Genomic DNA, 13,148 nt, shown 5'->3' with positions numbered 1-13,148 from the left:
ACCGCAGAATTCGCACGCCGTTCGTTATCGGCAAAACAACCGCCATATTCGCCCCCGGTCTTGCCGGGCAGGGTGGGATATGGTGTGTTTTTTGTTTGACAGCGCCGGTCAGCCATGCACCTTTGCGCCCGATTTACGGCACAAAATATAGCAACCTGGGAAGACCATGCATCCTTATCGTTCACACAATTGTAATGCGCTGCGCGTCACCGATGCCGATGCCACTGTGCGCCTGTCGGGCTGGATTCACCGTAAACGCGACCACGGGAATCTGTTGTTTGTTGATTTGCGCGACCATTACGGCATTACCCAGATCGTGATCGACATTTCCAGCCCGCTGTTTGCCGTTCTGGAAAAATCGCGTGCCGAAAGCGTCATCACCGTTGATGGCAAGGTTGTCAAACGCACGGCTGAAACCATCAATCCGAATTTGCCGACCGGCGAGATCGAGGTCTATGCCTCCCACATCGAAGTGCAGTCATCGGCCGATGTTCTGCCAATGCCGGTGTTTGGCGAAGCCGAATATGGCGAGGAAATCCGCCTGCGCCATCGCTATCTTGATCTGCGTCGCGAAACCCTGCACAAAAACATCGTGCTGCGGTCCAAGGTGATTTCGGCCATGCGTCAGAAAATGATCGCGCAGGATTTCCTTGAAATCCAGACGCCGATCCTGACCGCCAGCTCGCCCGAAGGTGCCCGCGATTTTCTGGTGCCGTCGCGCGTTCATCCGGGCAAGTTTTATGCCCTGCCACAAGCGCCGCAGCAGTTTAAACAATTGCTGATGGTGTCGGGTTTTGACCGGTATTTCCAGATCGCCCCGTGTTTCCGCGATGAAGACGCCCGTGCAGATCGCAGCCCCGGCGAATTTTACCAGCTTGACTTTGAAATGGCCTTTGCCACGCAGGAAGACGTTTTTGCGGCGATTGAACCGGTCCTGCATGACATTTTCGTCGAATTCGGTGGCGGTCGCGATGTGACGCCCTTGCCGTTCCCGCGCATTCCGTTTGATGAATCGATGGCGAAATATGGCTCGGACAAGCCCGATCTGCGTAATCCGCTGATCATTTCCGATGTCACCGAAGCCTTCCGCGGTTCCAATTTCGGCATTTTCGCCTCCAACATCGAAAAAGGGTCGGTGGTCCGCGCCATTCCGGCGCCGGGTGCCGCAAGCCGCCCGCGCAGCTTCTTTGACAAACTCAATGCCTGGGCACGCGAAGAAGGTGCAGGCGGGCTGGGTTACATCGTTTATGACGAAAACGGCGAAGCCAAAGGCCCGATTGCCAAGAATCTGGATGCCGACCGCATCGCCCAGATCAAGGCGGTTACGGGGGTTGCGGACGGCGATGCCGTGTTCTTTGCCTGTGACAAGCCACTACCGGCGGCCAAATTTGCCGGCAAGTCACGCGACCGGATTTGTGATGAACTGGAACTGCGCGAACAGGGCATGTTCAAATTCTGCTGGATCGTCGATTTCCCGATGTATGAACAGGATGACGACGGCAAGATCGAATTTTCGCACAATCCGTTCTCGATGCCGCAGGGCGGCCTCGAAGCCCTTGAAAGTCAGGACCCGCTGACGATCAAGGCGTGGCAGTATGATATCGTCTGTAACGGTATCGAATTGTCGTCGGGGGCGATCCGGAACCACCGCCCGGACATCATGTACAAGGCGTTCGACATTGCCGGTTATGGCAAGGACGTGGTCGAGGAACAGTTTGGCGGCATGTTGAATGCGTTCAAATTCGGCGCACCGCCGCATGGTGGTTCGGCGCCGGGGGTTGACCGTATCGTCATGTTGCTGGCCGATGAACCCAATATTCGCGAAGTCATTGCCTTCCCGCTGAACCAGCAGGCGCAGGACCTGATGATGAATGCGCCGTCAATGGTCGAGGAAAAACAGCTCAAGGAACTGCATATCCGTGTGCAGTTGCCGCCAAAGGCCAAAAAAGACTGATTTTCGATCACCTGATCGATCCTTTTAAAAAGACGGTCCGCGATTTCGGGCCGTCTTTTTCTTTTCGGGGCGGTCCTTACCTAATGTTAACCAGCAACGGTTGAAAATGGCCCCTGTTTTGTTTGGTCTTTGGGGGCAGGCCTGTGAAAAAAATCCTGATCGTTGCGGCACCTTTGATCCTGTCGGCCTGTGGCGGGCCGGTGGAACTGACGGTTGCCAAGCTGGCCGGTGATTTCATCAGTTATGTGTCAACCGGCAAAAGCACCACCGATCATATGGTTTCCGCAATGGCGGACGAGGATTGCGCCCTGCATCGCCCGCTGTTTGACGAGGATGTCTGCCGCGCCGATGCCCTGCCGGGCGTGGCATTGGCACTGGATACCAGCGGGCTGGTCTCGATTGATCAGGAAATCGCATCGGCCCAACCGGCGATTTATGCGGTCAATGCCCCGAAAGAAGACTGGTCCGATCCCCGCGATCCTGCCGTAAAACCGCAGGGCCGTTCCGTGGTGGTAATTGCCGATTTGCCGCCGGTGCCAGAACCGAAACACAAACCGGTCGAGGTCGCCTCACTGGATCCGGTTCCAGACGCCCGCAAAAACGATGCGCTGGAATATGAGGATGACGGGCTGGCCCTGAAACCGCAAATCGAAGCCGATGTCGCCGTTGCCGGATATATCGAGACCCCTGTCCTTGCCCCGGAAACCGGGGCCGCCGCCGCGCCGGAAAATGCCGTGCCGGGATTATATGTGGTGCTGGCAAGTTTTCGCGATCAGGACCGGGCGCACAAGGCGCTGGATCTGTATCGGGAATATCAGCCCCGGCTGATTCCGGCATCGGTGCAGGGGGCGCAGTTTGTCCGGGTGGCGGTTGGCCCGCTTTCCAGACCGCATGCAAATGATTTACGCCTTCTTGCTGCCAAAAAGGGTGTAAAGGATGTCTGGGTTGTTGGTTTAGAGGCGGTTGGAGAATAATTTTGCGGGCTTTGTCAGGACTTTTCCATCCCCGTCACATGATTTATGCGGGGGGTGCCATGCTCGGCACTGTTCTTTTTTCATCGGGGGCCGTGGCAGCGCCCCCAACGGTGGCGGCGGAACTGGTATCGCATGTTGCCGAATATCGTTTGCGGTTGTCCTCGACCACCAATGGCAGTGCGATTGTTGCCGCCCGCGGGGCGTTTGATTACCGTTTTGAACGGGTGTGCGACGGCTGGGTTTCCGAAATGCGCAATGCCCTGATTTTGCAGGGCACCGAAGGCAGCGCGATCAATTCGGCCTATAGCATGACCCAATGGGAAGATTTCGACGCCAGCCGCTACCGGTTTCGCATGCGCGATTTTCAGGATGGCCAATTGATCGACGAGGTCAATGGCGAGGCCCAACGCCTGACCGACAAGGTTGTGGTCCATTATGAAAACCCGGTTGAAATCGACGAGGATTTGCCGCCCGAAACCCTGTTTCCGATGCAACATTCCATCAAATTGCTCGATCAGGCACGACGGGATGAAAGATTTGGCAACGATCTGGTGTTTGACGGGGCAGGCGATACGCCAAACTACCGTATTGCGGCGGTAATTTCCGGCGTGCGCTCGGCCAGCAATACGGCCGATGATGCCGATAATGTTGCGAAAGACCCGTTTTACCGCATGAGTCTGGCCTTTTATCCGGTGGGCCAGGCCGAAAGCGGCCCGACCTATGAAATGTCGGTTGATTATGGCGGGAATGGTGTTGCCCAGCATCTGGTGCAGAATTACGGCGATTTTATCCTTGAGGGGGAACTGGTCCGGGTGCGCAAATTGCCGCTTCCCGAATGTAACTGAGGCCCCGACCCGACAGAAAAAAGGCCCGCAAGTTATGACTTGCGGGCCTTTTTCATGGGATCGCCAAAATTATGCGGCAACTTCTGAGTCGGGATTATCAAGGCAATACAGGTCATACAATGTTTTGATGACGGTGATTGCCTCGTGCCCGTTCAGGGAATAATAGATGGTTTGCGCCTCGCGGCGGGTTTTGACCAGTTGGTCGCGCCGCAAACGCGCCAGATGTTGTGACAGCGCAGACTGGCTCAGCCCGATGATTTTTTCAAGTTCACCGACTGATTTTTCGCCTTCCTGCAATTGGCACAAAACCATAAGGCGGCTTCTGTTGCTCATGGCCTTGAGCAAACCGCTGGCACGTTCGGCCTTTTGTTCCAGTTGTTCGAGTTTCATAGTGCTCCCTTTACAGCGGCAAGCGACCGTTGCTTTTCCTTCAATTGTTCCCCATTCGGAACGAACATTTCCGATGGGGTCACCCCGTTTATTTTTATAACCCGCCGGTTTTATAGCTTTCCAGCCCCAAGGGCAATCCCGAGATCAGGATTTCACCTGGCCTCATGTATAGTCTTTGGGCGAGATGAAATGATAAGGATGAAAAAACAATCCTTTAGCAATGCCCCGCCAAATTTGAAAATTTTTGATCCGGAACCGGCAATGTCTGGCGCAAGGGATCATTCTTTGGTTGGATGACATTTGTGCGGTGCAGATGATCTATGGCAAAACATGGGGGCTGTGTTTTGATAGAATACACACAACACCACAATTTCTTGCAAAATCTGTGCGTTTTCCGCCTGTCTTGCAATTGATCACGGAGGCAGACCGACATTATGGCGACATTGTTTGTCACTCACCGCGCCTGTATCGACCACAATCCCGGCCCCGGCCATCCCGAACAACCCGACCGTTTGCGGGTGATCCAGCGCGTGCTGGAGGCCGAGGAATTCATGTTCCTGCACCGCGAAGAAGCCCCGCTGGCCGATATCGACCTGATCAAAAAGGTGCATGATCCGGCCTATGTTGACCGGTTGCTGGCGATGGTGCCGGATCGGGGCGAAGTCTCGGTTGATGGCGATACCTTTCTGTCCCCGGCCTCGGGCGAGGCGGCCTTGCGGGCCGTCGGCGGGGCCTGCATTGCGGTGGATGCGGTGATGGGCGGGCATGAACGCAACGCCTTTGTCGGGGTGCGTCCGCCGGGCCATCATGCCGAATATGACCGGGCGATGGGATTTTGCCTGTTTAACAATGCCGCCGTGGCGGCCCGTCATGCCCGTGACAGATTTGGCATCAAACGGGTGGCGGTGATGGATTTCGATGTGCATCACGGCAATGGCACCCAGGATTTGTTCTGGCACGATCCCGATCTTTATTATTGTTCAACCCATCAATGGCCGCTTTATCCCGGCACCGGCGCACCGGATGAACGGGGATGTGCCAATAATATCCTGAATATCGGCCTGACATCGGGGGCGGCAACACCGGAAATAAGGGCGGCGTTTGAACAATCCGTCCTGCCGGGAATTGCCGGTTTCAATCCGGAATTGCTGATTATTTCCGCCGGGTTTGACGGCCATCGCAATGATCCGCTGGCCGGGTTGTGTTTTGTGGAAAAGGATTATGCCTGGGTAACGGAACAATTGCTGGCCCTTGCCGGGCAGTGTTGCGACAACCGGGTCGTCTCGATTCTGGAAGGCGGATATGATCTGCCGTCGCTGGCATCCTCGGTCGCAACCCATGTGCGCACCCTGATGACGGCCTGATCTGATATTTCTTTTCGTGCTGCTGTCTTGTCCTGACGGGGTGGTCGGCGTAAACTCCGCCGCATCAAAAAAGATGGAGCAGACATGTCCAAGGCCACCTCATCCGCCGTTCTTCCCGACGATATCGCAAATCTCAGCTTTGAAGAAGCCTTGGGGCAGCTTGAAACACTGGTCCGGCAGCTTGAACAGGGGCAGATTGGCCTTGATGATGCCATTGCGTCCTATGAACGCGGGGCGGCGCTGAAACGTCATTGTGCGGATAAATTGCGCATGGCCGAAGAACGCATTGAAAAAATCACGCTGGATGCCGGAGGCCGCCCGACGGCGACCCCGACAGAAATCGAATAACCGACATGGCGGAGTCCAAGGTGAGTTATGATCTGCTTGCGGAACTTGGGACGGCGGCGGCCGATCTTGGCGAGATGCTTGATAAAATCCTGCCCCGTCCCGACGGGCAGATCGAGCAACGCCTGTTTCAGGCCATGCGCTATTCCACGCTGGGCGATGGCAAACGCCTGAGGCCGTTTCTGGTGTTGGGATCGGCCGGGTTGTTCCGGGTATCGCGGCAATCGGCATTGCGAGTCGCCGCAGCGGTGGAGATGGTCCATACCTATTCCCTGATCCATGATGATCTTCCGGCGATGGATGACGATGATTTGCGGCGCGGCAAACCCAGTTGCCACAAACAGTTTGACGAGGCGACGGCGATTTTGGCGGGGGATGCCCTGTTGACCCAGGCGTTCGAGGTCCTGGCCGACGACGACACCCATTCCGACCCGCGCGTTTGTACCCAGTTGGTCCGCGCACTGGCACGGGCGGCCGGTCCCTATGGCATGGTCGGCGGACAGATGTTTGATCTGGTCGGCGAGGGCAAGACACTGGATCAAACCCAGGTCGCCCATTTGCATTTGTTGAAAACCGGGCGGATGTTTGCCTTTGCCTGCGAGGCCGGGGCGATTCTGGGCAAGGCCCCGACCAGCCTGCGCATGGCGTTGCGCGCCTATGCCCACGATATGGGGCTGGCGTTTCAGATCAAGGATGACCTTCTGGATGTCGAAGCCAGCAGTGCCGATCTCGGCAAAACGGCGGGCAAGGATATCGAACAGGAAAAATCGACCTTTGTGAAATTGCTGGGCGTTGATCTGGCCCGCAAGCAGGCCCGCATGTTGTGCGATCAGGCGATTGCGCATCTTGATGTTTTTGATGACGAGGCAGAACCGCTACGCGCGGTGGCTCGTTTTGTGGTTGAACGGGGTCGCTAGGCCCGTCCGAGATGACAGAAACGCTGCATTTCAATGCCGGTTTTCGCGACCGCTTGCTGGATCGCGATCCGTTTTTGCTGGCGGTGTGGTATCCGGCGCAGGCAAATGAAACCCCGGTCCGGCATATGGGCGTTGCCTCGATGGCGGCCCGCAATGCGCCGGTTGCCGCAAACGGGCCGTTTCCGCTGGTGGTGTTTTCGCACGGGTCCGAAGGCCACCGGTTCAACCAGTTCTGGCTGGCGGAATATCTGGCACGGCGGGGCTTTGTCGTTGTCGCCCCGCAACATGCCGGGGATAATTATCTCGATATGGCCGATGCCCGGACCTTGCCCCTGATGGTGCGCCGCCCGGCGGAAATCAGCCGGGCGCTGGATGTTGTTCTGGCCCATGATGATATCGGCCCGGCCATTGACCATGATCATATCTATGCGCTGGGCCATTCGGCGGGCGGGGCGACGGTTCTGGAACTGGCAGGCTGGCAGTTTGATGTATCGGCATGGTGCGCTTATTGTGAACGCCACGGCGATCAGGATCCTATCATCTGTGATGCCGCACCAGATGCCGATGCGGTGGCCCGCCATGTCGCGGCAACAGGCGGGCCGGTGATCATGGCGCATGATGACCGGATATCGGCGGTGGTCGCCCTTGCCCCGGCCTTGGGGGTGGCGGCGACCGTGGCGGGCTTTGCCGATGTGACGGTACCGATGCTGTTTATCGAGGCCGATACGGACGAAATCCTGCCCGATGCCGTCAATGCCGCCCGGTTTCGCCACCTTTTGCAAGGCCGGGCGCGATTTGTGAAAATAAAGGGGGCGGGGCATTATTCGTTCCTGCCGCCCTGCACACCGTTTATTGCGCAGCATCACGGCCATTTATGCCGCGATTTTGGCAAGGATCGCAAACAGATACACAAATCTGTCGAACAGATTGTGACATCGTTTCTGATGCGGGTAAGATCGGGTGAAATTCAGGGTCGCTAATTGTGTGCAACATGGTTATTTTCGCCCCTTGAAACCGGGCGCAGGAACCGTCACCCTGTCATCCGTGCTTTGCGCAGACCAACGCTGATACAACAAACATAACCGGGATCGGCATGACCACGATTTCTAAAACCCCGCTTTTGGACACGATCACGATCCCCGCCGATCTGCGTGCCCTTGAACAATCGCAATTGCGGCAACTTGCCGACGAACTGCGCACCGAAACCATCGATGCGGTTTCCGTGACCGGCGGCCATCTTGGCGCCGGGCTTGGGGTGGTCGAACTGACGGTGGCGATCCATTATCTGTTTGATACGCCCAATGACCGTCTGATCTGGGATGTCGGCCATCAATGTTACCCGCATAAAATCCTGACCGGGCGGCGCGACCGCATCCGTACCATTCGTCAGGGCGGCGGGCTGTCGGGGTTTACCAAACGCTCCGAGTCTGAATATGACCCGTTCGGGGCGGGGCACAGCTCCACCTCGATCTCGGCCGGTCTGGGCATGGCGGTTGCCAATCAGCTTGCCGGGGGGGATCGCAAAAATGTGATCGCCGTGATCGGCGATGGCGCGATGAGTGCGGGCATGGCCTATGAGGCGATGAACAATGCCGCCGCCACCGATCAGCGCCTGATTGTGATTTTGAACGATAACGACATGTCGATTGCCCCGCCGGTGGGGTCGATGTCGGGCTATCTGTCGCGTCTGATTTCCGGCAAAAGTTATCAGGGCCTGCGCAATGCGGCCAAGGGCATTACCAAACATTTGCCGCGCCCGATCGAAGAAGCCGCCCGCAAGATCGAGGAATATACAAGGGGTCTGGTCACCGGCGGCACCCTGTTTGAGGAAATGGGCTTCTTCTATGTCGGGCCGATTGACGGGCATAATCTGGATCATCTGTTGCCGGTTCTGAAAAATGTCCGCGATGCCAAGCTGGACGGGCCGGTCCTGATCCATGCGGTAACGCAAAAGGGCAAGGGTTATGCCCCGGCCGAAAATGCCGCCGACAAATATCACGGCGTGGCCAAATTCGATGTGGTGACCGGCAAACAGGCCAAGGCCACCCCCAATGCCCCGGCCTACACCAAGGTGTATGGGGAAACGCTGGTCAAACTGGCGCAAAAGGACGAAAAAGTAACGGCGATCACGGCGGCGATGCCCTCGGGCACCGGGATCAATATTTTCGCCGATGCCTTCCCGGACCGCTCCTTTGATGTCGGTATTGCCGAACAACATGCCGTGACCTTTGCCGCGGGCATGGCGTGCGAGGGGTACAAGCCCTTTTGCACGATCTATTCCACCTTTTTGCAGCGCGGCTATGACCAGCTTGTCCATGATGTGGTGGTGCAAAATCTGCCGGTGCGCTTTGCGATGGACCGGGCCGGGCTGGTCGGGGCCGATGGGGCGACCCATGCCGGGGCCTATGACATTGCCTTTCTGGGCTGTTTGCCCAATATCGTTTTGATGGCCCCCGCCGACGAGGCCGAACTGGTCCATATGACCACAACGGCCTGGGCGATTGACGACCGACCCAGCGCGTTTCGCTATCCGCGCGGCGAGGGTGTCGGGGTTGAAATTCCCGCCGAAGGACAGGTTCTGGAAATCGGCAAGGGCCGCATCCTGCGCGAAGGCGGCAAGATTGCCATTCTGTCCTATGGCACCCGTCTGGCCGAATCCCTGCTCGCCGCCGAGGACCTCGCGGCACGCGGCCTTCCGGCAACGGTGGCTGATGCCCGCTTTGCCAAACCATTGGACCATGCCCTGATTGCCGACCTTGCCCGCAACCACGAAGTCCTGATCACGATTGAAGAAGGATCGATTTGCGGCTTTGGCGCATTGGTGTTGCAACACATGGCCGGGGCCGGGTTGCTCGATCATGGCGTGAAAATCCGCACCATGACCTTGCCTGATCGCCTGATGGATCACGACAAACCCGAAAAACAATATGCCGATGCCGGTCTGGATGCCAAGGCCATCGTCAAAACCGCGCTTGATGCGCTGGGTCTGGACGCGGCAAAGGCACGGGCCTGACGCCTGATTGCGGGGTGCCGCCTGCCACCATATCGGTGGGCGGCGTTTTATTCGGCATAGATCATTTTATGGGTCATGCCGCCATCAATGCGGATGGTTTCGCCGGTCATAAATCCTGATCGGGTCGGGTCCAGCAGAAATTCAACCGCCTGTGCAATATCGGCCGGTGTGCCGACCCGGCCCACCGGATGCTGGTTGCGGTCGGTGTCGGAATGGGTGGGGGATATCCGGTTGGCCGATTTTTGAAAATCGCCAACTTCGATCCAGCCCGGCGCAATCGCATTGACCCGGATCGCGCCAGAAAAACTGATCGCCAGCGCATGGGTCAGGGCAACAATGCCCCCCTTGGACGCCGCATAAGCTTCGCTGTTGGTTTCGGATTGAAAGGCACGGGTCGAGGCGATATTGACAATCGCCCCGCCGGTTTTGCGCAAATGCGGTGCGGCATGTTTGGTGGCCAGAAATACCCCGCCCAGATTGACATTGATCACCCGTTGCCAGTCCTGCCATGCCAGATCTTCAATCGCGTCATGATGGGGATGGGCGATGGCGGCATTATTCACCAGCCCGTCAAGGCGGCCAAACTGCGCAACGGTTTTTGCAATGGCCCGCATGATATCGTCTTCATGGCAAACATCGCCCGCCACAAACAGGGCGCGGTCTTGCCGATCCTGTGGCAGGGCGGCGATGGCCTCCGCCCCGGCATCGCCATCAAGGTCAAACAGGGCAACGCACCAGCCACGATCCAGAAAATGCCGCGTCATGCCAAGACCCAGTCCCTGTGCGCCGCCAGTGATGAAGACAACAGGGTTCTGATGAAGTGTGCGCATGGTTGTTCCCGCCTTGACTGTTTGATCTAAAAGATGTTTCCGGTTTCACGCGAAAGAAGGACATATCCTGCCGGGCTTCCGGTCATTGGGGCAGGGCAGGGATACCACAATTCCACCCCACCCAAAACCGCCATCCCCACCACCCGCAAAATGTGCAAGGCAAACCGACAAAAACCGGCGAAAACACAGGAATGCTCCGGTCATTTCGCCACATTCCCTTGACACATCAACAGGAACGGGGAATCCTGCTGAAGATCACCCCCAAATTGGACTTGCCCGGAAAAATGCGGGAGCCGATCCCTGAACTTTGACAGGATTGGTTCCCGTGACGCCGACGAAGAAAAATCTGACCGGGCGGCATGCCAAATGCATCGATGGTTTTAAAGCACAAGCGGCGCGGATTGCGGATCGGTCAGCGCCTCATCTCTCAGGGCCTGCATCTGCCGTCCTTCATCCTGTGCCAGATCGCAGATAGCCGACAGAATTTCCGAATTTACCTGCGGTGCAAATTGCTCGCGTGTTTTGGTCGCCATGCAGCACCTCCAATCCCTGACTTTCGTGGCACCCTGATGGATCATGAAAATACCTCCGCCCCCTCCAATTCCTGACTTTGGTGATACCATGACGTATCCTGAAAAGGCCTCCGCCACCGCCCTTCCCATGCCCCCCGGAAACCCGGCAACCGCAAGCTGGCTCTCGCTTTCGCGGCGGTGACGGCCAGAAACCCCCACCCAAATCGCCAACCGGGCAGGACCGATGCACACAAGACGGACTACCCCCGTGGGATTTTGGTGCGGCTCCATCAGGGGTACCTGATATGGCGCCCATACCCCCGTCTGCCCCACCCGCCGCATCCGAAAATGCAGGCTTGGGTCTCCCTTCCACCGCCGGGCCTTCGCCCCGCATCAACCGGCCCCGCGTTAACCGGCCCGGCCACAACCCGCCTTTCCCGCAATCACAGGAACCGGACAAGCCCGGACAAACCTCGTGCCTCCGTCCGCCACGCCAAACGCCCGGCAACGGACCCACCACCCGCTCCTGCCACCCCGGCAAGACCGGATGGCTCCCGCCCCGATCCGGGCAGGGCGTGCCACCAACAAGACGCAATTCGGGCGTCTTGACAAATGGCCGGGTTAGCGGACCCGCGCAGGGCCTCCGTAATGGCTTTTCCATCTGCCGGTCATCCTCTTGCGGGTGGTCCGCCCGCCATCCTGTCTGTCCATGTAACGCTGCATCATCATCGCCTCTTTCCTCTGGCCCAAACGCAAAAACCCGCAAGGCATAAGCCTTGCGGGTTTCGGTCCGGGCGGAATTGTCCCGTTGACTTTACTGTTATGCCGCAATGAAAAGAACAAATCAAGAACTTTTTTCAAAAAATCTGAAAAAACTTTGGGTATGCGCCGCCAAAAGATCAAAACAGTTGTAAAATCAATGGCTTGATGGCCGGGGCAGGGTGCAAAAAAAACACACCGTCAACCCCCTTACGGGATCAGCAGGATCGACCCGGTTGTGGTGCGGCTTTCGGCGGCCTGATGGGCCTTGACCACGTCATCAAGGGCAAAGCGTGCGCCGATGCTGGCCGTGACATACCCCTTGCCGATGGCCTCAAACAGATCGGCGGCATTGGCGCGGAAGGTTGCGGTATCGGCATTGTGCGGAAAGACCGAGGGGCGCGTCAGATACAGACATCCCTTTTTATTGAGCAATTCCGGGGCAATTTCCGGGGCGGGGCCGGATGCCGCGCCAAACAGAACCACCATGCCAAACGGCGCGGTCAGGTCAAGCGACTGCAAAAAAGTATCCCTGGCGACCGAGTCGTAAACCACCCGTGCCTTGCGCCCGTTGGTCGCCGCCAAAAGGGTCTCGGCCCAGCCTTCCTTGCGGTAATTGATGGCAATATCGCATCCGGCCGCACGGGCACTCGCGCATTTTTCATCCGACCCGGCGGTGCCCACCACAAACGCGCCCAGCGCCTTGGTCCAGCGCGACAGGATTTGTCCGACTCCGCCCGCTGCGGCATGAATGATCACCATGTCGCCCGGTTGCACGGCGTATGTTCTTTTGATCAGATATTGCGCCGTCATGCCCTTGAAAATCAGGGCGGCGGCGTCTTCATCGGACACCGTATCGGGCAATTTGACCAGACGATTCGCCACAACATTGCGGCGGTCGGCATAGGCCCCCAGCCCGCCATTCATATAGGCCACCCGGTCGCCGACCCGAATGTCGGCAACATCCGCCCCCACGGCCTCGACAATTCCGGCGGCCTCATGGCCCAGCGGGGATGGCAATGGCAACGGGTAAAATCCGCTGCGCTGATAGGTATCGATAAAATTGAAACCGATGGCCGTGTGACGCAGGCGCACTTCATCTGCCGCCGGGGCGGGCAGGTCCACCGTTTCAAGATGCATGACCGGGGCATCCCCGAACTGATCGATCACAACGCGGCGTGCAGAGGTATCGGACATCGGTTTTCTCCATCAGCAGAAAAAGAAAGGATGCGCCGACCGACTGGA

Annotated in this window: 12 protein-coding genes; 8 read left to right on the top strand and 4 right to left on the bottom strand. The window is 57.8% G+C overall.

Features of this window, described 5'->3' with window-relative positions; all coding sequences use genetic code 11:
* The first annotated feature begins 166 nt into the window (after positions 1 to 166).
* The 3 genes from aspS (at position 167) to Q8O73_RS01880 (ending at position 3,773) form a co-directional block, all read left to right on the top strand.
* Complete coding sequence (gene aspS / locus Q8O73_RS01890; protein WP_305554076.1) at positions 167 to 1,954, top strand: aspartate--tRNA ligase; 1,788 nt, start codon at positions 167 to 169, stop codon at positions 1,952 to 1,954.
* A 143-nt stretch (positions 1,955 to 2,097) separates the two neighbouring features.
* Positions 2,098 to 2,928, top strand: coding sequence for an SPOR domain-containing protein (locus Q8O73_RS01885; RefSeq protein WP_305554073.1), 831 nt, complete (start codon positions 2,098 to 2,100; stop codon positions 2,926 to 2,928).
* Positions 2,929 to 2,987: 59 nt separating this feature from the next.
* The gene (locus Q8O73_RS01880) at positions 2,988 to 3,773 is read left to right on the top strand and encodes an EipB family protein (protein ID WP_305554070.1); all 786 of its coding nucleotides are present in this window, start codon (positions 2,988 to 2,990) and stop codon (positions 3,771 to 3,773) included.
* A gap of 69 nt (positions 3,774 to 3,842) precedes the next feature.
* Here the strand turns inward: Q8O73_RS01880 and Q8O73_RS01875 are convergent, their stop codons facing one another.
* Positions 3,843 to 4,163: a helix-turn-helix transcriptional regulator gene (locus tag Q8O73_RS01875; protein ID WP_305554068.1), complete on the bottom strand. Its 321-nt coding sequence runs from the start codon at positions 4,161 to 4,163 to the stop codon at positions 3,843 to 3,845.
* A 434-nt stretch (positions 4,164 to 4,597) separates the two neighbouring features.
* Here Q8O73_RS01875 and Q8O73_RS01870 point away from each other — a divergent pair, with 434 nt between their 5' ends.
* The 5 genes from Q8O73_RS01870 (at position 4,598) to dxs (ending at position 9,802) form a co-directional block, all read left to right on the top strand.
* Positions 4,598 to 5,527 (top strand): histone deacetylase family protein, encoded by a 930-nt coding sequence (locus Q8O73_RS01870; RefSeq protein WP_305554066.1) that lies wholly within the window; start codon positions 4,598 to 4,600, stop codon positions 5,525 to 5,527.
* An 84-nt stretch (positions 5,528 to 5,611) separates the two neighbouring features.
* On the top strand, positions 5,612 to 5,875 hold the full coding sequence (locus Q8O73_RS01865; protein WP_305554064.1) for an exodeoxyribonuclease VII small subunit: 264 nt from the start codon (positions 5,612 to 5,614) through the stop codon (positions 5,873 to 5,875).
* A 5-nt stretch (positions 5,876 to 5,880) separates the two neighbouring features.
* On the top strand, positions 5,881 to 6,789 hold the full coding sequence (locus Q8O73_RS01860; RefSeq protein WP_371135027.1) for a polyprenyl synthetase family protein: 909 nt from the start codon (positions 5,881 to 5,883) through the stop codon (positions 6,787 to 6,789).
* A gap of 11 nt (positions 6,790 to 6,800) precedes the next feature.
* Positions 6,801 to 7,769 (top strand): alpha/beta fold hydrolase, encoded by a 969-nt coding sequence (locus tag Q8O73_RS01855; protein ID WP_305554062.1) that lies wholly within the window; start codon positions 6,801 to 6,803, stop codon positions 7,767 to 7,769.
* Positions 7,770 to 7,882: 113 nt separating this feature from the next.
* Positions 7,883 to 9,802, top strand: a complete 1,920-nt coding sequence (gene dxs, locus Q8O73_RS01850; protein ID WP_305554060.1) for a 1-deoxy-D-xylulose-5-phosphate synthase — start codon at positions 7,883 to 7,885, stop codon at positions 9,800 to 9,802.
* Positions 9,803 to 9,849: 47 nt separating this feature from the next.
* Here dxs and Q8O73_RS01845 read toward each other — a convergent pair whose 3' ends face one another.
* The 3 genes from Q8O73_RS01845 to Q8O73_RS01835 all read right to left on the bottom strand — a co-directional run bounded on the left by Q8O73_RS01845 (position 9,850) and on the right by Q8O73_RS01835 (position 13,100).
* Positions 9,850 to 10,632, bottom strand: coding sequence for an SDR family oxidoreductase (locus Q8O73_RS01845; RefSeq protein ID WP_305554058.1), 783 nt, complete (start codon positions 10,630 to 10,632; stop codon positions 9,850 to 9,852).
* A 380-nt stretch (positions 10,633 to 11,012) separates the two neighbouring features.
* Positions 11,013 to 11,165 carry a hypothetical protein gene (locus Q8O73_RS01840; RefSeq protein ID WP_305554055.1) on the bottom strand — a complete coding sequence of 51 codons (153 nt, stop codon included), beginning with the start codon at positions 11,163 to 11,165 and terminating at the stop codon, positions 11,013 to 11,015.
* 948 nt (positions 11,166 to 12,113) lie between these two features.
* Complete coding sequence (locus Q8O73_RS01835) at positions 12,114 to 13,100, bottom strand: quinone oxidoreductase (RefSeq protein WP_305554052.1); 987 nt, start codon at positions 13,098 to 13,100, stop codon at positions 12,114 to 12,116.
* Between the last annotated feature and the right edge of the window lie 48 nt (positions 13,101 to 13,148).

It is taken from the genome of Thalassospira sp., assembly GCF_030690045.1.
In the GTDB taxonomy this organism is placed as follows: Bacteria; Pseudomonadota; Alphaproteobacteria; order Rhodospirillales; family Thalassospiraceae; genus Thalassospira.
This window is presented reverse-complemented; position numbering and strand designations above follow the sequence as displayed.

Bases quoted from the DNA above. Each gene is read 5' to 3' on its own strand.
- dxs (WP_305554060.1), top strand. From the start codon at position 7,883: ATGACCACGATTTCTAAAACCCCGCTTTTGGACACGATCACGATCCCC.
- Q8O73_RS01835 (WP_305554052.1), bottom strand. From the start codon at position 13,100: ATGTCCGATACCTCTGCACGCCGCGTTGTGATCGATCAGTTCGGGGAT.
- Q8O73_RS01870 (WP_305554066.1), top strand. From the start codon at position 4,598: ATGGCGACATTGTTTGTCACTCACCGCGCCTGTATCGACCACAATCCC.
- Q8O73_RS01865 (WP_305554064.1), top strand. From the start codon at position 5,612: ATGTCCAAGGCCACCTCATCCGCCGTTCTTCCCGACGATATCGCAAAT.
- Q8O73_RS01840 (WP_305554055.1), bottom strand. From the start codon at position 11,165: ATGGCGACCAAAACACGCGAGCAATTTGCACCGCAGGTAAATTCGGAA.
- Q8O73_RS01860 (WP_371135027.1), top strand. From the start codon at position 5,881: ATGGCGGAGTCCAAGGTGAGTTATGATCTGCTTGCGGAACTTGGGACG.
- Q8O73_RS01875 (WP_305554068.1), bottom strand. From the start codon at position 4,163: ATGAAACTCGAACAACTGGAACAAAAGGCCGAACGTGCCAGCGGTTTG.
- Q8O73_RS01845 (WP_305554058.1), bottom strand. From the start codon at position 10,632: ATGCGCACACTTCATCAGAACCCTGTTGTCTTCATCACTGGCGGCGCA.
- Q8O73_RS01880 (WP_305554070.1), top strand. From the start codon at position 2,988: ATGCTCGGCACTGTTCTTTTTTCATCGGGGGCCGTGGCAGCGCCCCCA.
- Q8O73_RS01855 (WP_305554062.1), top strand. From the start codon at position 6,801: ATGACAGAAACGCTGCATTTCAATGCCGGTTTTCGCGACCGCTTGCTG.
- aspS (WP_305554076.1), top strand. From the start codon at position 167: ATGCATCCTTATCGTTCACACAATTGTAATGCGCTGCGCGTCACCGAT.